This is a genomic window from Gibbsiella dentisursi, assembly GCF_039539505.1.
GTDB classification, from domain to species: domain Bacteria; phylum Pseudomonadota; class Gammaproteobacteria; order Enterobacterales; family Enterobacteriaceae; genus Gibbsiella; species Gibbsiella quercinecans.
This window is the reverse complement of the sequence record NZ_BAABDG010000002.1, coordinates 535,930-560,438: the sequence shown is the minus strand read 5'-3', so window position 1 is coordinate 560,438 and position 24,509 is coordinate 535,930. Positions and strand designations below refer to the sequence as shown.

Sequence of the window (24,509 nt, the reverse complement as noted above, 5' to 3'; positions counted from 1 at the left end):
AACCCAGACTTACGCCTGCCGTTGCCCGTCTGCCGCCGCATTATTGATGCGCCGCAGCGCACGATGATAGGAGCCGTTGCGCACCGATGCGCGCAGCACTTTCGCCGTGCCGGCCACGCCGGCACGCACCAGCCGGCGCTGTATCGCCCCCTGGCGAAGCCCCAGTTGCTGCTGCGCCCAGTCCGGCAGCAGATCGATACCGGCCCGCATCACCAGGGCGCCAAACGGCCGCGCCAGCAGGCTGGGCGCCGGTGCGCCAAGCAGGATACGCGCCACTTCACGCGTGCGCGCATCGCAAACCAACTGCCCGCGCATCTGCTGCAGATAATCGGCCACCTCCGCGCAACTGGCCGGGATATCGCGCGCGCCCAACGCTTCGGCCACGCGCGCAGCTTCCTGGTAGTAGCGATCCTGCTGCGCCGGCGGCAAGGCCGGGTTGCGGTAGCGCAGGTGCGCCGCCAGAAAACTGCGGCTTTCCGCCACGTGCACCCAGGTCAGCAATTGTGGATCGCTGGCGGCATAGGGCGTGCCGTCGGCAGCGTAGCCGTTAACATGCTGATGAATCGCCTTAACGCGGGCAATCAGCCGCTGCGCGTCGGCGCTGGCCGCAAAGGTGGTGGTGGAAATAAACTGGCCGGTGCGGCGCAGCCGGCCAAGCATATCGCTGCGGAAATTGGAGTGATCCCATACCCCGGCCAGCGCCAGCGGGTGCAGCATTTGCAACAGCAGTGCGCTGACGCCGCCGCACAGCATTGAGGTGAAATCGCCGTGCACCTGCCAGATCGTGGTCTGCGGCCCGAACAGCCCCGGATCCCCCGGTGGGTTTTCAAAGTCGATCCCGCCCAGCGTTAGCCCGCTTAGGCTGTGCACCTGTTTTTCGATCGCTGCGCGTACTGTTTCCATCCCGGCCCTCTTTGCTGTTGCGGCCAGTCTATCATGGGAATGCAGCGGCGTTTAACCTTGCCGCCGCCGTTCACCGGGCACGCCTGCCGGCCAAGCGCTCAATCACGCCGCGGGCTTTTTGCTTAGTTTTCAATCATTAGTATGCTTTATAACTCATTATAAAAAAGAAGCATAAGTAATAGTTATTACATTCTTCCTGCCGGTATCAAGCCCCGGTAGGATTGGTAGCAATTTTTACCTGGCAGCATGATTTTTACGTCTTCCTCTCAAGCCGGCCCTGACGGTATGATGCGCGGCCACCGGAATACGTAGACTTTTTATTTAAGGATTATTGTCACAATGATCGTTCTTTCGAACGTTTGTAAAACCTTTGACAGCGCTCAGGGCCGTGTAATCGCCGTGGACGACGTCAATCTTAACGTTGAGGCCGGGCAAATCTACGGCATCATTGGCTACAGTGGTGCAGGGAAAAGCACGCTCATTCGCTTACTCAACGGCCTGGAAACCCCCACCAGCGGCAGTATCCGCATCAATGGTTTTGATATTGCCAAGGCCAGCCATGATGAATTGCGCCGGGCGCGCCTGAAAATCAGCATGGTGTTCCAACACTTCAACCTGCTGTGGTCGCGCACCGTCAGCGAGAACATCGCCTTTTCCCTACAGATTGCCGGCGCCGCCAAAGCGCGCATCAAGCAGCGGGTGGCGGAGTTGATTGCGCTGGTCGGCCTGCAAGGGCGCGAAAACGCCTACCCTTCACAACTGAGCGGCGGCCAGAAACAGCGCGTCGGCATCGCCCGCGCTCTGGCCAACAACCCGGACGTGCTGCTGTGCGACGAGGCCACCTCGGCGCTCGATCCGCAAACCACCGACGCCATCCTCGATTTGCTGCTGGATATCAACCGCAAACTGAACCTGACCATCGTGTTGATCACCCATGAAATGCACGTGGTGCGGAAAATCTGCCACCGCGTCGCAGTGATGGAAAATGGCCGCATTGTGGAAGAAGGGCCGGTGATTGACGTCTTCACCCGACCGCAGCAGCCGATCACCCAGCAGTTTGTGAAGCAGGTTTCGCACTATCAGGAGACAGAGGAAAGCTTTAACCCGCAGTTGACCGAACACCTGCAGGGCACCATTTTCAAGCTGACGTTTGTCGGCATGCAGACCCATCAGGCGGTGATTTCCGACGTTATCCAACGTTATGGCCTGAGCATCAACATCCTGCACGGCAAAATCAGCCACACGCTGAACGGCACATTTGGCGAACTGTATATTCATACCCTGGGCAGCGAACAGCAAATCGCCGGGATGCGGGAATTATTGCAAGAACGGGATATCGCCGTTGAGGTTGTTAAACATGATTGAATCGCTGTTCCCTCACCTGCGTATTGACCAACTGTTAGACGCCACGCTGGAAACGCTGTACATGACCGGCATCGCCGGCCTGGCCACCCTGATCCTGGGCATCGTGCTTGGCGTGATCCTGTTTTTAACCTCTAAGGGCCAACTGCTGCAAAACCGCCCGATCTACCTGCTGATCTCAGCCATCGTGAACATCTTCCGCTCCATCCCGTTCATTATCCTGATCGTGTTACTGATCCCCTTCACCAAAACCTTGATCGGCACCATTTTGGGCGCAGACGCCGCACTGCCGGCGCTGATCGTCGGCGCAGCGCCGTTCTACGCACGCCTGGTGGAGATCGGCCTGCGTGAAGTGGATAAAGGAGTGATTGAAGCGGCGCGCTCCATGGGGGCGAAAACCCGTACCATCATCTTCCGCGTGCTGTTGCCGGAATCATCGCCGGCGTTGGTTTCCGGCATCACCGTCACGCTGATCGCGCTGGTGAGTTACACCGCAATGGCTGGCGTGATCGGCGCGGGCGGGCTGGGCAACCTGGCGTATCTGGAAGGCTTTCAACGCAACCATAGTGATGTAACGCTGGTGGCGACACTGATGATTTTGTTGATCGTGTTCGTCATCCAGTTTATTGGCGACACAGTAACCACACTGCTCGATAAACGTTAATAACAGGAATAATGACGATGAAAAAACAACTCATGATGTTAGCCTTCGCTTCGCTGACGGCGCTGGCGTCTTTCACCGCCGCAGCGCAAACCAAACTGGTGGTCGGCGCTTCCAACGTGCCGCACGCCGAAATCCTTGAACAGGCAAAACCGATCCTCGCCAAAGAAGGCATCGATCTGGAAATCAAACGCTTCCAGGACTACATCCTGCCGAACACCGCACTGGCCAGCCACGATATCGACGCCAACTACTTCCAGCACGTGCCATACCTGAACTCGGTGCTGAAAGACCACGCCGATGACAAGAGCTATGACTTCGTCAGCGCCGGCGCCATCCACATCGAACCTATCGGTATCTACTCGAAAAAGTACAAAAGCCTGAAAGATCTGCCGGAAAATGGCAAAATCATCATGCGCGATGCGGTGGCGGAAGAAGGCCGTATTCTGTCTATCTTTGAACGTGAAGGGGTGATCAAGCTGAAACCGGGCGTGAGCAAGGTGGATGCGCGGATTTCCGACGTGGTGGAAAACCCGAAACATCTGAAGTTCCTGGCTAATGTGGAAGGCGCACTGCTGCCGCAGATGTACAACAACGATGAAGGCGATGCGGTGGTGATTAACGCCAACTACGCGATCGACGCAGGCCTGAACCCCATCAAAGACCCTATCGCGGTTGAAAGCGGCGTAGATAACCCTTACGCCAACATCATTACCGTGCACAAGGCCGACGTTAACAAGCCGGAGATCGTCGCGTTGGTGAAAGTGCTGCACTCTAAGCCGATTCAGGACTTTATCCGCGAAAAATATCAGGGCGCGGTTATTCCGGTTGACCAATAAGCCACCGCGTTTCCCCCTATTGCGTTAAACCCCCTCGCCACAGCGGCGAGGGAGTTTTTTATGTTTTACGCAACGCTTCCGCCTGGCACAGGTGCGGCCACACGGCCATCAGCGCCGCCAACAGCTGCAGCAGATCTTCGTGGCTTGCGCCTTCACGCGCCTGAACCGACATCCCTTCAATGTTGCAGATGATGAACTTCGCCAGCAGCATGGTATCGGTGTGCAGCGCCAATTCGCCCTGCTGCACTTTGTGGTCAAAACACGCCTTTAGGCTGGCCTCTTGCTCCTGGTGTTTTTTCTGCAGCATCGCCGCAATGGCGCCCGCTGAAGACGATAACGCCGAAGAAGTACACACCATAAAACACCCCGACGGCGTATCAGGATCGGTAAATACCTTCACGTAGGCGTGAATGTAGGCCTCGATGATGGCGGCAACCGGCTCATCCCGTCCCAGTATCCGGTTGGTACAGGCGGTGTACTTTTCCAGATAGCACTCTACGGCCGCAAGGAACAGCCCCTCTTTGTTGCCAAACTCGGCATACAGCGTCGGCGCTTTGGCGCCGGTCACCGCGACCAGATCGGCCAGCGAGGTGGATTCATAGCCGTCGCGCCAGAACAGCCTCAACGCCTGGTCGAGCGCCCGATCGCGATCGAACTGTTTCGGTCTGCCGCGTGTTTTTTTCTCACACATCTTTTTTTCGTTAGTCGTCATGGCATTTCCCCTGGTTCATTAATAGCGCACTATTAACTTAACGGTCATTATAAAAAAATATTGCATCGCCGTCGAGAAGAGACTAGCATTTAGTTATCGATCGTTAATTAATTTAGCGAACACGAAAACCAACACTGAAAAAACGACACAAACAGGAAATAACATTATGAAAAACATTAAAATGGCACTTGCAGCTATCGCACTGACCACCGTTTCTTTTGGTTCATTCGCCGCTCAACTGGTTACCGAACAACCGGCAAATGCGCAAAAAATCGGCGTAGTTACCGCCACCGGCGCCACCGATCTGACCAGCATGGAAAACCAGCTTTCCGCCCAGGCGGATAAAGCCGGTGCCAAAGCCTTCCAGGTTATCGACACCACCGGTAACAACAAACTGCATGGCACGGCAATCATCTACAACTAATGCCGCACGCCTGTAGATAAACAGCAAGCATTAGCGCCCCTGGCCCTCTTTTTACATTGAGGAGCCAGGTGCTTCTTCTCCAAGCCCCCCTGATTTCCCCCGGCCAGATCCCCCCCAAATAAAACAAAAATGAATAACAAGTTAAATTAAGTTATTTAATTGCTATATGCGTGTTTTGTTATCGTCTCTACTCTCCCCCAGCCATGAGATAACACGATGAAACAGAACCTATTGGGCGCTTCTTTGCTCGCCCTGACACTGCTGCTTGCCAGCGCCGCCGCACCGGGAACCGCGTTTGCCGAGGAGGCGCCGAAAACCATTAATATCGGCTATCAAAAAGCCAATATCTTTGCCCTGTTGAAATACCGCGGCACGCTGGATGAAAACTTCAAACGGCAAGGGATCGCCGTGCGCTGGGTGGAATTCCCCGCCGGCCCACAGATGCTGGAAGGCTTGAACGTCGGCAGTATCGATCTGGCCGCCACCGGCGATGCGCCGCCGACCTTTGCCCAGGCGGCAAAGGCCGATCTGGTGTATCTGGCGCACTCGCCGGCCAACCCTAAAACGGAAGCGATTGTGGTGCCGGAAAACTCGCCCATCCACAACGTGGCGGATTTGAAAGGCAAGCGCGTCGGCCTGAACAAGGGCTCAGACGTCAACTACCTGCTGGTGACCGCGCTGGAAGACGCCGGCTTAACCTATAAAGACATCACCCCCGTCTACCTGCCGCCCAGCGATGCGCGCGCCGCCTTCCAGCAGGGCGCCATCGATGCCTGGGTGATTTGGGATCCGTTCTACGCCGAGGTGGAAACCAACGCCAAAGCGCGGCTGGTAAAAAACGCAGAAGGGTTGGTACCGCATTACACCTTCTATCTGGCCAGCCGGAAATTTGCCGACACTTACCCGCACACGGCGCAACAGGTGATTAATGAGCTCGCCACGCTAAGCGACTGGGCCAACAAAAACCCGCAGGAAGCGGCAAAAATCCTGTCTGACTCGACCGGGCTGGACGCCGCTATTTGGGGGCGTGCGTTGGCGCGTATGCCATTCGGCGCGCAGCGGATGACGCCAGAGGTATTCCAGCAGCAGCAGGTACTGGCGGATAAATTCACCCAGATCGGGCTGTTGCCGGTGAAGGTTGACGTCAGCAGCGCCAAATGGTCGCAGGATCGATAAGCATCCGGCGCTCCACGCTGGGAGCGCCGATGGCTTTCAGCGGTGATTCAGCCGGCGCGACAGGCGATCGCCGAAGAACTGCAGCAGTGTGACTAACGCCACCAGCACCACGATAACCGTCAACATCACTTGGGTATCAAAGCGCTGGTAGCCGTAACGATAGGCCAAATCCCCCAGCCCACCGGCGCCGATGGCGCCGGCCATCGCCGAAGCGTTGATCATCGTCACCAGCGTGATGGTAAAACCGCTGACAATGCCCGGCCGCGCCTCCGGCAGCAAAACGTGCCAGACAATGTGCCAACGGTTAAACCCCATCGCCTGCGCCGCTTCAATCAGGCCATCATCCACTTCACGCAGGCTGACTTCCGCGATGCGGGCAAAGAACGGCATCGCCGCCAGCGTCAGCGGCACCGTTGCCGCCCATACGCCATACGACGTGCCGACAATCATGCGGGTAAACGGGATCAAAGCGACCATCAGGATCAAAAACGGGATCGAGCGGAACAGGTTCACCAACCAGCCCAGCACGCGGTTAAGAAACCGGCTGGGATACAGCGAGCCGCGATCGGTCACCACCAGGATCACCGCTAACGGCAGCCCCATGATCAGCGCCAGCAGTGAGGACACCCCCACCATCATCAGCGTTTCAACCAACCCCGCCCACAGGCGATCAAGAAGCAGCGACATAACCGAGGATCTCCACGTGATCGGCAAGCCCGGCGGGCAATGGCTGCGGCAACGGCTGCGCCACCCGCAGTAAAAGCTGGCCGATATTTTTACCCTGTACGTTTTCCAGCGAACTTTGCAGCAGCGTAATATCGCTGCCGAATGCCGCTATCAGGTGATTGAGCTGCGGCATTGCGCCGCTGCCGTTATAGCGCAGGCGGATAAGCGGGCCATAGCCGGCGGCGGGTTCCGGCCGCAGCCGCCGTTGCAGATCCTCCGGCAGGGCATCATGATCGGGGGCCAACAGAATACGCGTGGTTTCCTGCTGCGGATTGCCGTACACCTGCCAAACCGGCCCGCTTTCGACGATCTCACCGCGCTCAATCACCGCGACGCGCTGGCAAAGATCGTGGATCACATCCATTTCATGGGTGATCAGCACGATCGTAATATGCAGTTCACGGTTGATTTTTCGCAGCAGTGCCAAGATCGAGCGGGTGGTTTCAGGATCCAACGCCGACGTGGCTTCATCACATAGCAGCAGTTCCGGATCGTGCACTAGCGCCCGGGCAATACCGACGCGCTGCTTCTGCCCGCCGGAAAGCTGCGCCGGGTAGGCGTGTTGCCGCGCTTCCAGCCCCACCAGCGCCAGCAGCGTGTCGGTTTTCTGCCGCCGCACGGCGGCGGGCACGCCGGCGACGCGCATCGGCAATTCAATGTTTTCCCGCACGGTTTTGGCCGAAAGCAAATTGAAATGCTGGAAAATCATGCCGGTGCGCCGGCGCCAGGCCACCAGCTGCGCGTGCGTCAACGACCCCAGATCCACACCGTCGATCACCACCTGGCCCGCCGTGGGCTCTTCCAGGCGGTTAAGCAGGCGAATCAACGTCGATTTACCCGCCCCGCTGCGGCCGATGATGCCGAAGATCTCCCCGCGCCGAACCTGCAAATGGATATTTTTCAGCGCATCCGTTTGTTGCCCGGGGTAACGTTTCACCACCGCAGACAGCTTCACATGCCAGTCACCCGGCCGGCTGGTTGACGCTTCGGCCCATTCAGCGGCGTTTTCCGGCATCACCAAACTGCTCATGGCTACTGGCTCCAACCGGGTTGATAAAGTTTGCCGTAGAAGCTATCCAGTTTGGCGCGCACCACAGGTGAATGCTGGTAGATATCGACAAACTTGCGCAGCCGCGGATCGTCCTCGTGGCCATCGCGGATCACAAACTGGATCACGTACTCCGGGTTTTCCAGCCCGTCGAACAACAGCGCGTTGTTGGGATCAATCGCCCCGGACAAACGCAGGTAATGCGGGTAGCCTTGCGCCAGATCCACTTCATCCAGCGAGCGCGAAAGCTGCACCGCTTCCACTTCGATGATCTTGAGCTTTTTCGGGTTTTCAACAATATCGCTCTGGGTGGATTTGATGCCGCTGCCCGGTTTCAATTTGATCAGCCCGGCTTTTTGCAGCAGCAACAGCCCGCGGCCGCCGTTGATTGGATCGTTGGCGATCGCTACCGTGCCGCCTTGCGGGATCTGATCCAGCTTGCTGTGCTTTTTCGAGTAAAGCCCGACGTTGTTAATGATGGCCGGCGCGTAAGCCACCAGGTGGAAACCGCTTTCCTGGTTGGCGTTATCCAAAAATGGCCGGTGTTGGAACAGGTTTACGTCAATATCGCCGTTTTCCAGGCTGACGTTGGGGGCAATCCAATCGCTGAATTCGATCAGTTCAACATTCAGCCCCTGCTTTTTGGCTTCTTCGACCGCGGTTTCCAGCGGCGGGGCAAACGCCGCGGTGGTGCCCACTTTCAACGGCGCGCTGTAATCGGCCGCCGCAGCGGCGTGGGCGATGCCCAATAGGGCGGCAAACAGGACATGGCGCGCACGGAATAAGGAAAATGACATGGTAAAAGCTCCAGGAGGTTAGGCAATAATGCGATCGCCGGCCGCGGCCGGTGTACGCCAACGGGCAGCAGGGTGGCTTGCCGGCAGGCAATCCTGCTGCTGAAAAAGTTTTTTCCTGAACGAACCGGCGGCATAGGCGGTTTTATAACGGCCGCGGGCCTGCAGTTCAGGGATCACCAGATCGATAAAATCGGTATAGCTTTGCGGATTAACAATGCGCGTCAGGTTGAAGCCATCGATATCGGCCTGATCCACCCATTGCAGCAGGCTGTCCGCTACCTGCTGCGGATCGCCGACGATCAGCGGGTAGCGCCCACCCAACGCATGCTGTTCCAGCAAGCGCCTTTTGGTCCAGCCGCTGTAAGTGTTGGAGACCGATTCGATCGCCCGCGTTGGCCCGCCAGCAACCGGCTCATCGAGGGCAAAACGGGAAAAATCAATGCCGGTCGAGCTGGAAAAGTGCGCCAGCCCCGCTTCCGGGCTGGCGTAGCGCAGATATTCCTGATGCTTTTCCTGCGCCTCGCGCGCCGTGGGGGCGACGATCACGCTGATGCCCATGAAGATTTTCAGATCTTCCGCCGCCCGCCCGGCCTCGACCACGGCGGCCCGCAGCTTATCGACCTGCGCCTTCATGGCCGCCGGCGTGGCGCCGTTAACAAAGGTGCATTCCGCATGACGGGCGGCAAAACGGATGCCGCGCGCCGAAGCGCCGGCCTGGAACAGCAGCGGCGTGCGCTGCGGCGAAGGTGAAGACAGGTGGTAGCCCTCCACCTGGTAAAATTCGCCGCGGTGGCGGATTTGATGAATTTTATCGGCGGCGGCATAGATACGCCGCTGCTTGTCGGCCAGCACCGCGTCATCCTGCCAACTGCCTTCCCACAGTTGATACGCCACGTCCAGGAACTCATCGGCCTGATCGTAGCGGCGATCATGGGCCACCAACTGTTGCTGGCCCATGGCCCGCGCCGCGCTGTCCAGATAGCCGGTTACAATGTTCCACCCTACCCGCCCCTGGCTAAGATGATCCAGGGTGGAAAAGCGGCGCGCGAACAAATACGGCGATTCATAGCTGACATTGGCCGTTAAGCCAAAGCCCAGGTGCTGCGTCACGCTCGCCATCGCCGATACCAGCAGCAGCGGATCGTTAACCGGCAGTTGAATAGCTTCACGCGCGGTTAAATCAATGCCGTTTTGATAAACGTCATACACCCCCAGAATATCGGCGATAAACAGGCCGTCGAACAGCCCGCGCTCCAGCAGGCGAGCCAGATCGAGCCAATATTCCAAGCGATTGAACTCCACCGAGCGGTCCTGTGGATGCGTCCACATGCCGTGATGAATATGCCCGACACAGTTCATGTTGAACGCATTGAGCAGGATTTCTTTGTGCGCGCTTGGGCTCATAGCGTCCCCCGCCGCGCGGGCAGCACACCGTTGAGCACGTAATTGCCGATCGCCGGGAACTTCCAGCGCACCGGATCGTGCAGCGTGTGGGTGCGGGCATTGCGCCAGTGGCGATCCAACTGGTACTCCTGCAGCGTGGCGCGCGTGCCGGACAGTTCGAACAGCAAATTCGCCGCCGCCAGAGAGAGCTCCGTAGTCCAGGCGCGGGCTTTGGCAACCTCAACAGAGGCCACCGCCACCGTTTCGGCATCGCTGTGCTGCTGGGCGGCATCTACCGCGTCCCCCGCCAGCGCCAGCAACGCTTCGCCGGCCTGCAAGCGCGCCGCCAACCGGCCGAGGCGATCCAGCGTCAGCGGATCGTCGCCGGCTTTTTCCACCCCGGCATCCGGCCATGGCCGCGAGCGCTCGCGCACGAACGCCAGCAGATCCTGGAACGCGGCCCGGGCGATCCCTTGATCAATCGCCGCATGCAGGATCTGGGCGAACGGGCCAACGGCCGTCGGGCGCTCAAACGCCACCTGGAACGGCACGATGTCCTGCTCATCCACGTTGCAACGTTCAAAGATTACCGTGCCGCTGCCGGTGGTTCGCTGGCCAAAGCCCGACCAATCGTCGATCACCTGCACGCCGGCCGCCCGGCGCGGCACGAACACCAGCTGTTCACTTCCCTGCTCGTTGTAGGCGGCGGTAGGAATGCGATCGGCAAACAGCGCGCCGGTAGCGTAAAATTTGCGCCCCTCCAGCAACCAGTTCCCCTGTTGGCGATAGACGCGGGTGGTGCGTTGATGTGCCGCCGGCGCCTGAAACTCGGCCAACGCATTGCCAAAATGCGCCCCGGCCAACACTTCGGCGTACAGCCGCTGTTTTTGCGCTTCGCTGCCGTTAACCCGCAGCACCTCCAGCGCATAAAAATGGTTTTGCGGTACCTGGCCGATCGAAGCATCCGCCTCGCTCAGGCTGGTCATCAGCTTCGCCAGCTCTGCGGTCGGCAAAGCTATCCCGCCATAGGCCCGCGGCACGGTCACCGCGCCAAGCCCAGAGCGAAACAGGGTGCGCAGTTCATCAACCGGCAATTGCCGTTGGCGATCGCGCTCGCCCGCGCCGCGGCGAAACTGCTGCGCCAGTTGCCCGGCCGCCTGGTGCGCCGCTTCCGCGCTGTCGATCCGCGTTGCCTGTTCGCCGGTATCAGGTTGATATGTCATCGCAATCTCCTTAAATCCAGGCGTGGCGCACCGGGAACTGCCCATTCAGGTAATAGTTGCCGATAGCATGGTTTTTCCAGCGCACCGGATCGTGCAGGGTATGAGTACGGGCATTGCGCCAGTGGCGATCGAGCCCATGTTCCAGCAGGGTGCCGCGGCTGCCGGCCCACTCCAGCAGTTTTTCGCTTGCCAGCAAGGCCACCTCGGTGGTCAACACTTTAGCTTCGGCAACGGCGATTGACGCACTGGCCGCATCGGCCGCCGTCAAGTTGGCCGGATCGAGCGCGTTCAACAGGCGCGCGGCGCGCTGCAACAGCGCATTCGCCGCGGTCAGTTCCATACTCACCCGGCCGATATCCGCCACCAGGTAGGGATCTTCCGCATTGCTGCTTACCCCCGCATCCACCCAGGGGCGCGAACGGGCGCGCACAAATTCGCAGGCTTCGTCCAACGCGCCCTGCGCAATTCCGGCGTCGATCGCGGCCTGGATCAACTGCGATACCGGCCCGCGCAGGGAGGGCTTTTCAGTATCCGGCAGGGGAATCACCAACGCCGGATCCACCGGCGTATCACGCAGGCGCACGGTGCCGCTGGCCGTGGTGCGCTGCCCCATGCCGGACCAATCATCAATAATCTCCAGCCCCGGCGCCGGGCGCGGAATAAACGCCATCACCGCCTTGCCGGCATCGTTTAACGCCGTGGTCACCACAATATCGGCGAACAGCGCCCCGGTGGAATAGAACTTATCGCCGGTCAGTTGCAGCCCCTGCGGCGTTTGCCGCAAACGCGCTTGCACTTCCCGCGTATGGCGGGTGTTTTTTTCCGGCCCGCCGTTGCCTAAACGCTGCCCGGCGACAATGCGTTCAAACAGATAACGTTGTTGTTCAGCCGTGCCTTCATCAAGAATAAATTGAATAATGCCGAAATGATTTTGCGGTATTTGGCCAAGGGCCGGATCGACGGCGGAAATTAAACGGAAAACTTCAGCTATCGTGGTATAAGGCAAACCGCCGCCGCCCCATTTGCGCGGCACGGAAATAGATCCCAGCCCGCTAAAGGTGAAAAGGGCCAGCAGCTCCGCCGGGTAAATGCGCTCACGATCGCGCAGCACTGCCTCTTTGCGCGCCGCCTGGGCAACCGCCTGTGCGGCCTGCAGCGCCTCCTGCTCGGTTGTGATAACGCGGGCAATAGCAGCATCACCATGCTCAGGCATGATTATTCCTCTGATTAGGTAGAAGCATTACGGGAATTACCGCTAAGGGCAGTAATTCATTAAAAGGTAAAATATATGTTGTTGAGTCGATAATAATAACCGGCCCAACCAGAAGTAAAGGGAAGTCATTATTAGAATAATGGCAAAGGTTAGCGAATTATTTAATATAACCCCCAAACAATTCGGATTGCAGGTGCGTTGGTTTTCCTCTCTCTTCGTCCTTTAGCAAATATCACAGGCTTACAACCATTATCTGATCTGCCACCGTTACGCTCGATCCAGATTGCCTGCTCCCCGGCCTGCTGGCGCTCTATCCAGCGCCTTTTCACACCGGACATTTCCCTTTTGGCAAAATTGGATCATGATTAAAACAGGCTGCGCCCCCTTCCCTATCCGGTTGCACTTGCCACGCCGGCACAAGCGCACCGCTGGCAATCGCCTATCCGGCGCCGGCTAAAAGCCGGCTAGCCCCCTTTCACCAACCGGGATATTGGCTCATGACGCAAAAAACCACCCTGCTGCAATTTTTCCATTGGTATTACCCCGACGGCGGCAAACTTTGGCACGAGGCGGCCGAGCGTGCGGCGCAGATAGCCGAACTCGGCATTACCGATGTTTGGCTGCCGCCGGCTTATAAAGGGGCGAGCGGCGGCTACTCGGTGGGCTACGATACCTATGATCTGTTCGATCTGGGGGAGTTTGACCAGAAAGGCAGCACGGCCACCAAATATGGCGACAAGGAGGCCCTGCTCAACGCCACGGCGGCGCTGCGCGATAACGGCCTGCGCGTGATCTATGACGTGGTGTTCAACCATAAAATCGGCGCCGACGAAAAAGAGCAGGTACACGTTTACCGGGTGGACGCGAACGATCGCAATAATATCGATGATGAAGGGCTGGATGCGCTGGCCTATACCCGCTTTACCTTTCCGGGTCGCCAGGGGCAGTATTCAAAATTCATCTGGGATTATAAATGCTTCAGCGGCGTTGATTATATTGAGCAGCCGGATGAAAAAGGCATTTTCAAAATCGCCAACGACTACGGCGACGAGGGCTGGAACGATCAGGTTGACGACGAAAAAGGCAATTTTGACTACCTGATGGGCGCCGACGTGGAGTTCCGCAATAGCGCCGTGGTGGAAGAGTTGAAATACTGGGGGCGCTGGCTGATGGAAACGCTGCCGTGCGATGGCTTCCGGCTGGACGCCGTCAAGCATATCCCCGCCTGGTTTTACAATGACTGGGCGGAGCACGTGCGCGCCGCTGCCGAACGCGATCTGTTCATCGTGGCGGAGTATTGGTCGCCCGATCTGGATGCGCTACAACAATATATTGATCTGGTGGAAGGCCAAATAATGCTGTTCGATGTGGGGCTGCACCTGAAATTCCACCTGGCGTCGCAGCAGGGCGATGAGTTTGATATGGCGAGCATCTTCGCTGATACCCTGGTCGCCAACGATCCCACCCACGCCGTCACCTTTGTCGCCAACCACGACACCCAGCCGCTCCAGTCCCTGGAGGCGCCGGTGGCCCCGTGGTTCAAACCGCTGGCCTATGCGCTGGTGCTGCTGCGTGAGCAAGGCGTGCCCTGCGTGTTTTATCCCGATTTGTACGGCGCCAGCTATAAGGACCAGGGGGACGACGGCGGTGAGTACCAGATAGACCTGCCGGTTATTCCCGAGCTGGCGCAGTTGATTGCCGCGCGCCAGCGCTTTAGCAACGGCGTACAAACCGATTATTTCGACGATAAGCACTGCATCGCCTTCAGCCGCAGCGGCACCGTGGAAGCCCCGGGCTGCGTGGTGGTGCTAACCAATGGCGCAGAAAGCGGGAAAACCGTCGGCCTGGGCGAAGCCCTCGCCAACACGGCCTGGCGTGATTTTCTCGGCCATCGTGAAGAGGAGATCGTGACTGATGAGCACGGCAATGCTACGTTCACGGTTAACGGCGGCAGCGTTAGCGTTTGGATTTTGGCCGAAAATTTGTAATGCTGGCGTGTACCGACTGGTAACGGCGGGAAACTACTTTGGCGCTTTCCGGTCTAAATCACGCTGTTGACAGCAGTAACCCATTCACACCGGAGCCTAAATAGGGTACAAGGCTGCATGAAAATACCAAAACGACTCCAGCCATTGGTTGATGATGGTTTAATTGATGACGTCATCCGCCGCTTGAAAAGCGGCAAAGAGGCCGATGTGTTTATCGTGCGCTGTGGCGATGAGATCCGCTGCGCCAAAGTGTACAAAGAAGCAGAAAAACGCAATTTCAAGCAGGCCGTGAACTACCAGGAAGGCCGCAAGGTGCGCAACAGCCGCAACGCGCGCGCCATGAGCAAAGGCTCACGCTTTGGCCGCCAACAGCTTGAAGAAGCCTGGCAAAACACAGAAGTAGACGCACTCTATCTGCTGGCGAAAGCAGGCGTGCGCGTGCCGCAGCCGGATATTTGCCTGGACGGCGTGCTGCTGATGGAGCTGATCACCGACGAAGAAGGCATGGTGGCGCCGCGCCTGAGCGATATTACGCTGGAGCCGCAGCAGGCGCTGGCCGATCACGCGTTGATGATGAACTACGCCGTCCGCATGCTGTGCGCCGGGCTGGTTCACGGCGATCTGTCGGAATTCAACGTATTGATGGATAAAGACGGCCCGGTGATTATCGACTTGCCCCAGGTGGTCGATGCGGCGGCCAACAACCATGCCAAAAGCATGTTCGAACGCGACATTAATAATATGACGCAATATTACGGCCAATTTGCGCCGCAACTGCTTGGCAGCCAGTACGCCAAAGAAATTTGGGCGTTGTATCAGGAAGGCAACCTGACGCCGGAGAGTGAACTGAGCGGCTACGTGGCCGAAGACAATAAGCGCGCCGATATTGGCGCCGTACTGGAAGAAATTCAGGCCGCCCACGATGAGCACCAACGGCAGCAACTGGCCCGGCAAGAAAATAATCAGTAAGGCTCCAGATAAAAAAATACCCTGTCTTTACACAGGGTATTTTATATAAGTATGCCAGCAAGCGGTTACGCTAACGAAACATCCGGCAGTTTAGTAATACGGTTACGCAAATCACGGCGCACAATTTCAATCGACCAGAACCAGAATACATGGCCGATAAATTCATTATCAGGTTCGCTTCCCTAATTGGCGCCAGCGCGGCAGCCCAAACATATTGACCGCCATGCCGCACAGCACCAGCAGCGCGCCGGCGGCCTGTAGCACCGACAATGCTTCCCCCACAATAACCCAGGCGCCAATCAACCCGACCAACGGTACCAACAGTGCCAGCGGCGCCACACGCCAAGTTTCGTAGCGCGCCAACAGATTGCCCCAAACTGAATAGCCGAACAGCGTGGCGGCAAAGGCCAAATACAACACCACCAACACACTGCTTAACTGTGGGTGAACCAGGCTGGCGACAACCTGCAAGCGATCGTCAAATAGCCAACTGCATGCCAAAAACGGTAACACTGGGATTAAAGCGCTCCATACCACCAATGGCAGGATCCCCTGCTGCGGAAACGTCGCCATAATTTTTTTGTTGGCCATATTGCCCAGCGCCCAGGAAAACGCAGCGCCAAGCGTCAGCAATAAACCGGCCAGCGGCACGGCGCTGCCGCCCAGTTGGTGGCGCAGGCTAGCGAGGGCCAGTAATAGCATCCCCGCACAGGCAACAGCGATACCGGCCAGGTGATTGACACGCAGTTTATCCCCCATCAGCACCATCCCCAGCAGCAGGGTAAAGAACACCTGCGCCTGGATCACCAGCGAAGCTAGCCCGGCCGGCATCCCCAGCTTAATCGCAAGAAACAGGAGGGCAAACTGACCAAAGCTCATGGTAAGGCCATAATAAACCAGCCACGTCCAAGGCAATTTGGGGCGAGGAATAAAGAAGATTGCCGGTACCCCTACCAGCAAAAAACGTAGACCGGCCAACAGAAACGGCGGCACACCCTGTAGCCCGTATTTGATTACGACAAAATTCATGCCCCAGATAACCACAACCAACAGCGCCAGCAACCGATCGCGTAACGTCATGTTCTCCCACCATTCCTGATTAACACACTTCATCGCAGCCTACAGCGAAATGCCGTAGGGCAATACATACAGATCTGTGCAATCTTCAGCAACACAGGCAGTCGGCAAAACTCAAACCGCACCTGCGCTGTCTCGCAGACGCACTATGGTATTATGTTCGCCAGAGGTTTTACTCAGCCCCACGCTTTCAAGGCGCACCGCCCGGCTTTCCCCTGTTTGTCACTCTGCCTGATTAGGGTTGCAGGAAAACCAGTGCACACACGGCTTGAAGGATGACCAATATATTCAACCAATGGATCCGCTATGGCATATATCCCGAAAAACTACGCGAAGCTGGAAATGGGCTACCGCGAAAAAGCGCTGAAACTGTTCCCCTGGGTGTGTGGGCGCTGTTCACGTGAGTTTGTTTACTCCAACCTGCGTGAACTGACGGTGCACCACATCGATCACGATCACAGTAATAATCCGGAAGACGGCAGTAACTGGGAAATGTTGTGTCTGTATTGCCATGACCACGAACATGAAAAATATACGCAGGCGGATTTATACGGCACAACGGTCGTGGCCGGGGAAGATGCGCAAAAAGACGTGGGCGTGGCCACGCACAACCCGTTCGCCAACCTGAAAGCCATGATGAAAAAATAACGCCGGCGAAATACCGCCCGGCGTGATTGCCGGTTGCAACCGCACCGGCAATAAGTTACCAACCCAATAAGTTACTAGCTTAATAATCCAATAACTTATCACTTCTGTTTTCCCGGAACATTCCTACTTACCCGCAGGGCGCCTTGCCAGCAAAATATCGGCTCAGGCCAATAAAATCGCAGCTTGGCAAGCGCCAATCGTTAAGGCATATTGTTAAAGGTAGCGCTTATTAGCCTGTTTAATTATCAACCTATCAAGCAACTAACTTAATAAGTTATCAGCTTAATAATTTAAGAGATGGCAGCATGATTGTTTTGATTGGCTCCCAAAAGGGCGGCGTCGGGAAATCGACAAAGGCGGTAAATATTGCCGGTTACTTAATTCTCAAGCAGGGCAAAACGGCGATCATCGTTGATGCCGATGACCAGAAATCGATCATGACTTGGTACAACGATCGGCAAAACGTCGGCGGCCTGCCGCACATCCCTGTCGTTGCCGCTTCAGGAAAGATCAAAGAAACGCTGCTGGAATTGGATCGCCATTACGACTATGTGATTGTCGATACCGCCGGGCGGGACAGCGCCGAATTGCGTTCCGGCCTGTTGGCGGCCGATTTGTTCCTCTCCCCGCTGCGCCCTTCGCAGATGGATCTGGATACCATCGGCTACCTTTCGGAAATGTTCTCTACCGCGCAGGAATATAATGAGAAGGTGAAAGGCTACATTGTGTTGAACATGTGCCCGACCAACATCTTCATCAATGAAGCCAATGAAGCGGCGGAAGTGTTAAGCGAATACCCGGAGTTTACGCTGGTGAGCAACCGCCTGTGCGATCGCAAAATCTACCGCGATGCCTGGGGCGAGGCGATCACGATTCACGAAGCCAATAATGAAAAAGCGCAAAATGAGATTGAAAGCCTGGTCAAGGAAGTCATCTTATGAAAAAACGTACGCCAACCCAGCGAATGACGGAAGATGAGTTTATCAATAGCGCCACATCCCATACGCTGGCCGTTCCTGCAGTTGAAAGCAAACCGCAGGGGCGCAAACGCACTTATAAAGCTATCTCGGTTAGCCTGACCGACAGCCATGTTGAGATGATTGACGAAATTATCGTGCTGGCGGCGCGCAACGGTATTGTGCGCATTACCCGTTCTGACGTGATTAAGCTGGCGATTGACGGTTTGGCGGGCAACAACGAAGCACAGCTGTTGGCATTGCTGAAAGCGCGCAGTTAACTTATTAAGCTATTAGCTAAGTAAGCTAATAGCTATGCTGTACGGCCCCTCACCCCAACCCTCTCCCCCAGGGAGAGGGGGCAGATAGTGCCCACCAATAAATTGACCAAAGCCGCGGCGGGCGCCGGGCTATCCCCTCTCCCACTGGGAGAGGGAGCAGATAGTGCCCGCAAGTAGGCCCCTTTTCCATTCACCAAAGCCGTATCCAGCACCAGGATTTTCTTATCCGTTAACCAGAGCTACATCCAACACCGGGCTATCCCCTCTCCCGCTGGGAGAGGGTTAGGGTGAGGGAGAAGGGGAAGGGAAAAGAGCAAAGGTTATTTCAGGCTAAAACTCTGCTGCTGCAGATTATCGGAATCCAGGCCCACAAACACAGTAAACTGACCTGGCTCGGCGCCCCACTTCAGGCTGGCATTATAAAACTTGAGATCGTCTTCAGTGATGGGCAATTCAACCCGTTGCGTCTCACCGGCCTTCAACATCACCTTTTTAAAATTGCGCAGTTCCTTCACTGGGCGGCTGACCGATGCGGCGACATCCTGCACATACAGCTGCACGATCGTAGCGCCATCATATTTGCCGGTGTTTTTCAGCGTTACGCTAGCGGTGATCTTGCCGTTACGCGCCATCTGCGAGCCAGACAGCTTCAGATCCGTCAGGCTGAAGGTGGTATAGCTCAAGCCATAGCCGAACGGATACAGCGGCCCATTCGGCGAATCAAAGTAGCGCGAAGTGTACTTGTTCGGCTTCTCAGGGTTAAACGGCCGGCCGGTATTCAGATGGTTGTAGTACATCGGGATCTGCCCGACGGAACGCGGGAAAGTCATCGGCAGCTTGCCCGAAGGGTTATAATCGCCGAACAGCACATCGGCTATCGCATTACCGCCCTCCGTGCCGCTGAACCAGGTTTCCAACATGGCATCGGCCTGTTGGCTTTCCCAGCTTAGTGCCAACGGGCGGCCATTCATCAGCACCAACACCAGGGGCTTGCCGGTGGCTTTCAGGGCGGCGATCAGATCGCGCTGGCTCTGCGGGATAGTAATGTCGGCACGGCTGGATGCTTCATGCGCCATCCCCTGCGATTCCCCGACGACGGCCACTATCACATCGGCCTGCCGAGCTACCGCCAGCGCTTCATCAAGCATCTGCTGCGGCGGGCGATCATCAAACACCACCGCCGGCTCATACAGGTTCAGATAATCAATAATGCTTTTATCCTGAGTAATATTCGCGCCTTTGGCATACAGAATTTTTGCCTTATCACCCACCGCATTTTGCAAGCCGGCGCGCAGGGTGATCGACTGCTTGACCACCCCGGCGGCCGACCAACTGCCCATCACGTCACGCTGGCTGTCGGCCAACGGCCCAATAAGGGCAATGGTGCCCTGTTTGCGCAGCGGCAGTGTCTGGCGATCGTTCTTCAACAGCACCATCGTTGTTCGCGCCACTTCGCGGGCTTCGGCCCGGTGCAGGCGGCTTTCAGCATTGGTATCCTGTGGATCGCTGCCTACCGGGCCAAGATGCGCATAAGGATCGTTAAACAGCCCCATGGCATATTTGGTGTTCAGCACATTGCGGCAAGCGCGATCGATATCGCTTTCCTTCACCAGGCCCGCTTTCACCAGCCCCGGCAGGTACTTATCGTAGAACTCATCGCTCATGCTCATATCCACGCCGGAGGTGATCGCCAGGCGCACCGCATCACGCGCATCCATCGCCACGCCGTGCTTGATCAGCTCTTTGATGGCGCCGTGATCGCTGATGGTGATCCCGTCGAAGCCCCACTGGTCGCGCAGTAAATCCTTCAGCAGCCATGGGTCCGCGGTGGCGGGTATGCCGTTAATCGAGTTGAGCGACACCATCACCCCGCCGCTGCCGGCATCGATCGCCGCCCGGTAAGGCGGCAGATAGTCCTGATACATCCGCAACGGGCTCATGTCGACGGTGTTGTAATCACGCCCGCCTTCCGTAGCGCCATACAGTGCAAAATGTTTGACGCTGGCCATCACCGCCCCCGGTTTGGCCGGATCGCCATTTTGCAGATTATCCACCATCAGCCGGGCAATCTTTGATACCAGCCAGGTGTCTTCACCAAAGCCTTCCGACACCCTTCCCCAGCGCGGATCGCGCGTGATATCCACCATTGGTGCAAACGTCATGTTCAGGCCGTCGTCGCTGGCTTCCATGGCGGCAATACGGGCGCTCCGGGCGATAGCCTGCGTATCAAAACTGGCCGCCAGCCCCAGGCTTATCGGGAAGATGGTTCGCTGCCCGTGTACAACGTCATAGGCAAAGAAAAGGGGAATTTTCAGGCGGCTGAGCTGCATCGCCTGATCCTGCATCACCCGGATATCCGGCCGGGTCACCGTATTGAAAATCGCGCCAATCTGCCCTTTGCGGATCCCTTCCCGAATCGCTTCTTTCGGGTTATCCGGCCCCACGCTGATTAAACGCAACTGGCCGATTTTCTCTTCCAGCGTCATCTGCCCCATCAGTTTGGCAATAAATGCATCACGCTGTTGAACATTGATTCCTTGCGTTGCGCCCGTTCCTTGCGCAAATGCCGGGCTGATGGCCAGACCGGCTAACACACTCACCACACAGAGCCATTTCATATTGTTATCTCAGGCGACTGCCGCCGCTACCAGCGGACAGAATGATTGATCGACGTGAAGAAATAGTTTGCCACAGGCCTTTTCGCAGCATAAACAATTAGTAGGAATAATATTTACAAAGCATTACCGGCGTGAGCGGAGCGATATTGCGCCTGGCGTTCACGGCTGCTTTGCGCCTCGCGGCTCAACCACCCCACCAATGCCGCCAGCGCGGCCGGCACTACTGCTCTTTCAGGATAGACCAGATAATACGCGGCGCCACTGACCACGCTAACGGGAAACGGCGTAACGATGCGGCCGGCCTGAAGATCGTCTTCCAGCAGACAGGGATCGCCGATGGCGATGCCGAACCCTTGCAGCGCGGCGCTCATCGCCAGATCAAGGGTGTCGAAATGCTGTGCTTTGGCCGCCGGCAGCCCTTCTTGCCCGGCGGCCTTCAGCCAACGCAGCCAGTCACGGCGATCGCGCGTGGGGTGCAACAGGATTTTCCCCGTCAAATCCGCCAGGGTGGGAGCACGGCCCAAACCGGCCAAATAAGACGGCGTGCAGACCGGCGTAAGCACCTCGTCAAACAGCAGATGTGCCGCCAGCCGCTTGCCCGGCGGCGGCCCGAACACCACCGCGGCGTCAAAACTCTCGGTGCTGAAATCCAGCCCGTGCGAAACCGCAGCGGTTAATTCGATGTGCATTTCCGGCCGTTCATTCTGCAAACGAATAATACGCGGCAACACCCAGCGCATGGCGCAGGTCGGGCATTTGATACGCAGGGTACCGGGCTGCGCGCTGACGCAGACCAGCGCTTCCTCCAGTTGCCCCAGCGCCTGTTGCACCGGCGCCAGCAGCTTCGCCCCTTGCGGCGTGAGCGCCAGGCCGCGCGCGCGCCGGCTGAACAGCGGATAGCCCAACTGCCGCTCCAGGCCCAGAATCTGGCGGCTGACGGCCCCCTGGGTCAGGTGTAATGCGTTGGCGGCATGGGTAAAATTCAGCCGCTGCGCTACCACGACGAAGGTTTTCAATACATCAAGCGACGGCAGTGATGACTGCATAACGGCTCCCGTAAGCCATGATCTGAATGCATGGCAAGTATGACAAAGTTTCCCTTGTTAGCCCAAAGGTTTCTGATGCCTAATCAAACAATCGCCCATGCTTAAACAGGAGTCCTTCATGCAGAGCGCCTGCTCACAACGTTCAAAACTACCGGACGTTGGCACCACTATTTTTACCGTGATCGGCCAGCTTAGCGCTGAACACCAGGCTCTTAACCTGTCGCAGGGCGCACCGAATTTCGCCTGCGCGCCCGAACTGACCGAAGCCGTGGCGCAAGCCATGCGCGCGGGTCATAACCAGTATGCGCCGATGAGCGGTGTGGCGGCATTGCGCGCGGCGCTGGCGGCAAAGATTGAAAAATTATATGGTGCACGCTATCACCCCGATGATGAAATCACGGTGATCGCCAGCGCCAGCGAAGGGTTATATTCTTCCATCAGCGCGCTGGTGCATCCGGGCGATGAGGTGATCTACTTCGAGCCGGCGTTTGACAGCTATGCCCCGATCGTGCGCCTGCAGGGCGCCACGCCGGTGGCGATCGCGCTTTCGCTGGAAGATTTTCACATTGATTGGGATCAAGTGGCCGCCGCCATCAACGGCAATACGCGCATGATCATTATCAACAGCCCGCACAACCCCAGCGGCAACGTGCTGAATGAACATGACATTGAACGGTTGATCGCGCTAACGCGCAATACTGATATCGTGATCCTGTCCGACGAAGTTTATGAACACGTGGTGTTCGACGGCCAACTTCACCACAGCATGGCGCGCCACCCGCAGTTGGCCGAACGCAGCGTGGTGGTTTCTTCCTTTGGCAAAACCTACCACGTGACTGGCTGGCGTGTGGGTTACTGCATGGCGCCGGCCGCGCTGATGGATGAGATTCGTAAAGTGCACCAGTTTATGGTGTTCTCGGCCGACACCCCGATGCAATATGCCTTTGCCGCAGCGCTGGCCGATGCGCAAAGCTATCTGGGGCTGGCTGCGTTTTACCAGCAAAAGCGCGATCTGCTGGCCAACGCGCTGAAAGATTCGCGCTTTGAACTGCTGCCAAGCCGTGGAAGCTTCTTTATGCTGGCGCGTTTTAGCGGTTTCAGCAATGAAAGCGATAACGACTTTGCGGTGCGCCTGATCCGCGAAGCCAAGGTCGCAACCATTCCGCTGTCGGCGTTTTACAGCAACGGCACGGACACCGGCATCATTCGGTTAAGCTTCTCCAAAGATAACGATACCCTGCTCGAAGGCGCCCGCCGCCTGTGCCAGGTATAATCCATTGCACGCTGACTACGGGAAAAGAACACAGATGAAAAACTCACTGAAAATGCTGATTGCCGCCGGCTGCCTGCTGGCAAGCGGCGCAACCCTGAGCGCGGAACAGAGCATGCGTTTTGGCCTGGAGGCATTGTATCCGCCGTTCGAATCAAAGTCCGCCAGCGGGCAGTTGGAAGGCTTCGATATTGATTTGGGCAACGCGGTGTGCGCGGCAGCGAAACTGAAATGCAGCTGGGTGGAGGCATCGTTTGACAGCCTGATCCCGGCGCTGCAGGCCCGTAAATTCGACGTTATCAATTCGGCGATGAACATCACCCAGCAGCGCAAACAGGCGATTGATTTTACTAATCCCATCTACCAAGTGCCGAACCGCCTGATTGCCAAAGCGGACAGCGGCCTGAAGCCAGATGCACAGTCGCTGGCCGGTAAAAGCGTCGGCGTGTTGCAAGGCTCAATCCAGGAGAGCTACGCCAAGGCGCACTGGGCGCCGAAAGGGGTGAACGTGGTTTCTTATCAGGATCAAAACCAGGTTTATCTGGATCTGACCGCCGGCCGCCTTGACGCCACCTTGATCATGGCGCCTGCAGGCCAGGGCGGTTTCCTCGATCGGCCGGATGGCAAAGGGTTTGCGTTCGTGGGTGATACGGTGCACGACGAGAAGATCTTCGGTGAAGGCATCGCCTTCGGCCTGCGTAAAGGCGATGACGCGCTGCGCAACAAGCTGAACGCCGCCATTGCCGAAGTTCAGCAGCAGGGCACGATCAATACGCTGGCGAAGAAGTATTTTGGCGATATTGATGTGACGGTGAAGTAACCCCCTTCCCCTCACCCTAACCCTCTCCCACAGGGAGAGGGGATTGAATGTGCACACATTACCTTCAGAGAACGGCCCCTCACCCTAACCCTCTCCCGCCGGGAGAGGGAACGGAATGTGTGCACATTGCCTTTAGAGAACGGCCCCTCACCCTGACCCTCTCCCATAGGGAGTGGGAACTGAATGTGCACGCATTGCTTTCAGAGAACGGCCCCTCACCCTAGCCCTCTCCCACAGGGAGAGGGAACGGAATGTGCACGCATTGCCTTCAGAGAACGGCACCTCTCCCCATAAAAGCCGGCAGGCTCATGCTTTACGGATAACAACACCTGAACGGCTCCCTCTCCCTGTGGGAGAGGGCTGGGGTGA

The 24,509-nt window shown here is 57.3% G+C and carries 23 protein-coding genes; 12 read left to right on the top strand and 11 right to left on the bottom strand.

The window, feature by feature from the left end; genetic code table 11:
* Positions 1–9: 9 nt before the first annotated feature.
* Complete coding sequence (locus ABFX35_RS03030) at positions 10–903, bottom strand: oxygenase MpaB family protein (protein WP_279028839.1); 894 nt, start codon at positions 901–903, stop codon at positions 10–12.
* A gap of 339 nt (positions 904–1,242) precedes the next feature.
* Between ABFX35_RS03030 and ABFX35_RS03025 the strand changes: the two genes are divergently transcribed.
* The 3 genes from ABFX35_RS03025 to ABFX35_RS03015 are packed head-to-tail and all read left to right on the top strand — an operon-like array spanning position 1,243 to position 3,765.
* Positions 1,243–2,268: a methionine ABC transporter ATP-binding protein gene (locus ABFX35_RS03025; RefSeq protein WP_279028841.1), complete on the top strand. Its 1,026-nt coding sequence runs from the start codon at positions 1,243–1,245 to the stop codon at positions 2,266–2,268.
* Complete coding sequence (locus ABFX35_RS03020; protein ID WP_095845328.1) at positions 2,261–2,929, top strand: methionine ABC transporter permease; 669 nt, start codon at positions 2,261–2,263, stop codon at positions 2,927–2,929. Before ABFX35_RS03025 ends, ABFX35_RS03020 begins: the two co-directional genes overlap by 8 nt.
* Positions 2,930–2,946: 17 nt before the next feature.
* Positions 2,947–3,765, top strand: a complete 819-nt coding sequence (locus ABFX35_RS03015) for a MetQ/NlpA family ABC transporter substrate-binding protein (RefSeq protein WP_095845329.1) — start codon at positions 2,947–2,949, stop codon at positions 3,763–3,765.
* 58 nt (positions 3,766–3,823) lie between these two features.
* Here ABFX35_RS03015 and ABFX35_RS03010 read toward each other — a convergent pair whose 3' ends face one another.
* Complete coding sequence (locus ABFX35_RS03010) at positions 3,824–4,477, bottom strand: TetR/AcrR family transcriptional regulator (RefSeq protein WP_346079075.1); 654 nt, start codon at positions 4,475–4,477, stop codon at positions 3,824–3,826.
* A 166-nt stretch (positions 4,478–4,643) separates the two neighbouring features.
* Here ABFX35_RS03010 and bhsA point away from each other — a divergent pair, with 166 nt between their 5' ends.
* Positions 4,644–4,901 (top strand): multiple stress resistance protein BhsA, encoded by a 258-nt coding sequence (gene bhsA / locus ABFX35_RS03005; RefSeq protein ID WP_095845331.1) that lies wholly within the window; start codon positions 4,644–4,646, stop codon positions 4,899–4,901.
* Between the two features lie 216 nt (positions 4,902–5,117).
* Positions 5,118–6,077: a sulfonate ABC transporter substrate-binding protein gene (locus ABFX35_RS03000; protein WP_279028877.1), complete on the top strand. Its 960-nt coding sequence runs from the start codon at positions 5,118–5,120 to the stop codon at positions 6,075–6,077.
* Positions 6,078–6,113: 36 nt separating this feature from the next.
* Here ABFX35_RS03000 and ABFX35_RS02995 read toward each other — a convergent pair whose 3' ends face one another.
* From ABFX35_RS02995 to ABFX35_RS02970, 6 genes are read right to left on the bottom strand one after another with little or no spacing between them, the layout of a single operon-like run.
* Positions 6,114–6,764, bottom strand: coding sequence for a methionine ABC transporter permease (locus ABFX35_RS02995; protein WP_279028879.1), 651 nt, complete (start codon positions 6,762–6,764; stop codon positions 6,114–6,116).
* Positions 6,748–7,833, bottom strand: coding sequence for a methionine ABC transporter ATP-binding protein (locus tag ABFX35_RS02990; RefSeq protein WP_346079072.1), 1,086 nt, complete (start codon positions 7,831–7,833; stop codon positions 6,748–6,750). Before ABFX35_RS02990 ends, ABFX35_RS02995 begins: the two co-directional genes overlap by 17 nt.
* Before the next feature lie 2 nt (positions 7,834–7,835).
* Positions 7,836–8,648, bottom strand: coding sequence for a MetQ/NlpA family ABC transporter substrate-binding protein (locus ABFX35_RS02985; RefSeq protein WP_346079070.1), 813 nt, complete (start codon positions 8,646–8,648; stop codon positions 7,836–7,838).
* Between the two features lie 18 nt (positions 8,649–8,666).
* Positions 8,667–10,052, bottom strand: coding sequence for an LLM class flavin-dependent oxidoreductase (locus tag ABFX35_RS02980; RefSeq protein WP_346079068.1), 1,386 nt, complete (start codon positions 10,050–10,052; stop codon positions 8,667–8,669).
* Complete coding sequence (locus tag ABFX35_RS02975; protein ID WP_346079066.1) at positions 10,049–11,254, bottom strand: SfnB family sulfur acquisition oxidoreductase; 1,206 nt, start codon at positions 11,252–11,254, stop codon at positions 10,049–10,051. The genes ABFX35_RS02980 and ABFX35_RS02975 overlap by 4 nt, the downstream gene beginning before the upstream one ends.
* A 10-nt stretch (positions 11,255–11,264) precedes the next feature.
* The gene (locus ABFX35_RS02970; RefSeq protein ID WP_279028812.1) at positions 11,265–12,467 is read right to left on the bottom strand and encodes an SfnB family sulfur acquisition oxidoreductase; all 1,203 of its coding nucleotides are present in this window, start codon (positions 12,465–12,467) and stop codon (positions 11,265–11,267) included.
* Positions 12,468–12,964: 497 nt separating this feature from the next.
* Between ABFX35_RS02970 and amyA the strand changes: the two genes are divergently transcribed.
* Both amyA and ABFX35_RS02960 read left to right on the top strand, forming a co-directional pair.
* Positions 12,965–14,455, top strand: a complete 1,491-nt coding sequence (amyA, locus tag ABFX35_RS02965) for an alpha-amylase (protein WP_346079064.1) — start codon at positions 12,965–12,967, stop codon at positions 14,453–14,455.
* A gap of 117 nt (positions 14,456–14,572) precedes the next feature.
* Positions 14,573–15,424: a PA4780 family RIO1-like protein kinase gene (locus ABFX35_RS02960; RefSeq protein WP_095845340.1), complete on the top strand. Its 852-nt coding sequence runs from the start codon at positions 14,573–14,575 to the stop codon at positions 15,422–15,424.
* Between the two features lie 168 nt (positions 15,425–15,592).
* Here ABFX35_RS02960 and ABFX35_RS02955 read toward each other — a convergent pair whose 3' ends face one another.
* The gene (locus ABFX35_RS02955; protein ID WP_346079062.1) at positions 15,593–16,504 is read right to left on the bottom strand and encodes an EamA family transporter; all 912 of its coding nucleotides are present in this window, start codon (positions 16,502–16,504) and stop codon (positions 15,593–15,595) included.
* Between the two features lie 303 nt (positions 16,505–16,807).
* Here ABFX35_RS02955 and yajD point away from each other — a divergent pair, with 303 nt between their 5' ends.
* The 3 genes from yajD (at position 16,808) to ABFX35_RS02940 (ending at position 18,386) form a co-directional block, all read left to right on the top strand.
* On the top strand, positions 16,808–17,149 hold the full coding sequence (yajD, locus tag ABFX35_RS02950; protein ID WP_095845342.1) for an HNH nuclease YajD: 342 nt from the start codon (positions 16,808–16,810) through the stop codon (positions 17,147–17,149).
* A gap of 305 nt (positions 17,150–17,454) precedes the next feature.
* Complete coding sequence (locus tag ABFX35_RS02945; RefSeq protein ID WP_279028821.1) at positions 17,455–18,090, top strand: division plane positioning ATPase MipZ; 636 nt, start codon at positions 17,455–17,457, stop codon at positions 18,088–18,090.
* The gene (locus ABFX35_RS02940; protein ID WP_095845344.1) at positions 18,087–18,386 is read left to right on the top strand and encodes a hypothetical protein; all 300 of its coding nucleotides are present in this window, start codon (positions 18,087–18,089) and stop codon (positions 18,384–18,386) included. The genes ABFX35_RS02945 and ABFX35_RS02940 overlap by 4 nt, the downstream gene beginning before the upstream one ends.
* 320 nt (positions 18,387–18,706) lie before the next feature.
* Here the strand turns inward: ABFX35_RS02940 and bglX are convergent, their stop codons facing one another.
* Both bglX and ABFX35_RS02930 read right to left on the bottom strand, forming a co-directional pair.
* The gene (gene bglX, locus ABFX35_RS02935) at positions 18,707–21,004 is read right to left on the bottom strand and encodes a beta-glucosidase BglX (RefSeq protein WP_346079059.1); all 2,298 of its coding nucleotides are present in this window, start codon (positions 21,002–21,004) and stop codon (positions 18,707–18,709) included.
* Positions 21,005–21,117: 113 nt separating this feature from the next.
* Positions 21,118–22,050, bottom strand: a complete 933-nt coding sequence (locus ABFX35_RS02930; RefSeq protein ID WP_346079057.1) for a LysR substrate-binding domain-containing protein — start codon at positions 22,048–22,050, stop codon at positions 21,118–21,120.
* 118 nt (positions 22,051–22,168) lie between these two features.
* Here ABFX35_RS02930 and ABFX35_RS02925 point away from each other — a divergent pair, with 118 nt between their 5' ends.
* Both ABFX35_RS02925 and ABFX35_RS02920 read left to right on the top strand, forming a co-directional pair.
* Positions 22,169–23,323, top strand: a complete 1,155-nt coding sequence (locus ABFX35_RS02925) for a methionine aminotransferase (protein ID WP_095845347.1) — start codon at positions 22,169–22,171, stop codon at positions 23,321–23,323.
* A 34-nt stretch (positions 23,324–23,357) separates the two neighbouring features.
* Entirely contained in the window at positions 23,358–24,140 is a 783-nt protein-coding gene (locus tag ABFX35_RS02920; protein ID WP_346079055.1) for an ABC transporter substrate-binding protein, read from the top strand.
* Positions 24,141–24,509 lie beyond the last annotated feature (369 nt).

Excerpts from the sequence above, each read along its gene's own strand:
- ABFX35_RS03000 (WP_279028877.1), top strand. The coding sequence starts at position 5,118 with ATGAAACAGAACCTATTGGGCGCTTCTTTGCTCGCCCTGACACTGCTG.
- ABFX35_RS02990 (WP_346079072.1), bottom strand. The coding sequence starts at position 7,833 with ATGAGCAGTTTGGTGATGCCGGAAAACGCCGCTGAATGGGCCGAAGCG.
- ABFX35_RS02940 (WP_095845344.1), top strand. The coding sequence starts at position 18,087 with ATGAAAAAACGTACGCCAACCCAGCGAATGACGGAAGATGAGTTTATC.
- ABFX35_RS02975 (WP_346079066.1), bottom strand. The coding sequence starts at position 11,254 with ATGACATATCAACCTGATACCGGCGAACAGGCAACGCGGATCGACAGC.
- ABFX35_RS02995 (WP_279028879.1), bottom strand. The coding sequence starts at position 6,764 with ATGTCGCTGCTTCTTGATCGCCTGTGGGCGGGGTTGGTTGAAACGCTG.
- ABFX35_RS03025 (WP_279028841.1), top strand. The coding sequence starts at position 1,243 with ATGATCGTTCTTTCGAACGTTTGTAAAACCTTTGACAGCGCTCAGGGC.
- bglX (WP_346079059.1), bottom strand. The coding sequence starts at position 21,004 with ATGAAATGGCTCTGTGTGGTGAGTGTGTTAGCCGGTCTGGCCATCAGC.
- amyA (WP_346079064.1), top strand. The coding sequence starts at position 12,965 with ATGACGCAAAAAACCACCCTGCTGCAATTTTTCCATTGGTATTACCCC.
- ABFX35_RS02930 (WP_346079057.1), bottom strand. The coding sequence starts at position 22,050 with ATGCAGTCATCACTGCCGTCGCTTGATGTATTGAAAACCTTCGTCGTG.
- ABFX35_RS03010 (WP_346079075.1), bottom strand. The coding sequence starts at position 4,477 with ATGACGACTAACGAAAAAAAGATGTGTGAGAAAAAAACACGCGGCAGA.
- ABFX35_RS02925 (WP_095845347.1), top strand. The coding sequence starts at position 22,169 with ATGCAGAGCGCCTGCTCACAACGTTCAAAACTACCGGACGTTGGCACC.
- bhsA (WP_095845331.1), top strand. The coding sequence starts at position 4,644 with ATGAAAAACATTAAAATGGCACTTGCAGCTATCGCACTGACCACCGTT.
- ABFX35_RS02960 (WP_095845340.1), top strand. The coding sequence starts at position 14,573 with ATGAAAATACCAAAACGACTCCAGCCATTGGTTGATGATGGTTTAATT.
- ABFX35_RS02955 (WP_346079062.1), bottom strand. The coding sequence starts at position 16,504 with ATGACGTTACGCGATCGGTTGCTGGCGCTGTTGGTTGTGGTTATCTGG.
- ABFX35_RS02985 (WP_346079070.1), bottom strand. The coding sequence starts at position 8,648 with ATGTCATTTTCCTTATTCCGTGCGCGCCATGTCCTGTTTGCCGCCCTA.
- ABFX35_RS02920 (WP_346079055.1), top strand. The coding sequence starts at position 23,358 with ATGAAAAACTCACTGAAAATGCTGATTGCCGCCGGCTGCCTGCTGGCA.
- ABFX35_RS02945 (WP_279028821.1), top strand. The coding sequence starts at position 17,455 with ATGATTGTTTTGATTGGCTCCCAAAAGGGCGGCGTCGGGAAATCGACA.
- ABFX35_RS03020 (WP_095845328.1), top strand. The coding sequence starts at position 2,261 with ATGATTGAATCGCTGTTCCCTCACCTGCGTATTGACCAACTGTTAGAC.
- ABFX35_RS02980 (WP_346079068.1), bottom strand. The coding sequence starts at position 10,052 with ATGAGCCCAAGCGCGCACAAAGAAATCCTGCTCAATGCGTTCAACATG.
- ABFX35_RS02970 (WP_279028812.1), bottom strand. The coding sequence starts at position 12,467 with ATGCCTGAGCATGGTGATGCTGCTATTGCCCGCGTTATCACAACCGAG.
- ABFX35_RS03015 (WP_095845329.1), top strand. The coding sequence starts at position 2,947 with ATGAAAAAACAACTCATGATGTTAGCCTTCGCTTCGCTGACGGCGCTG.
- ABFX35_RS03030 (WP_279028839.1), bottom strand. The coding sequence starts at position 903 with ATGGAAACAGTACGCGCAGCGATCGAAAAACAGGTGCACAGCCTAAGC.
- yajD (WP_095845342.1), top strand. The coding sequence starts at position 16,808 with ATGGCATATATCCCGAAAAACTACGCGAAGCTGGAAATGGGCTACCGC.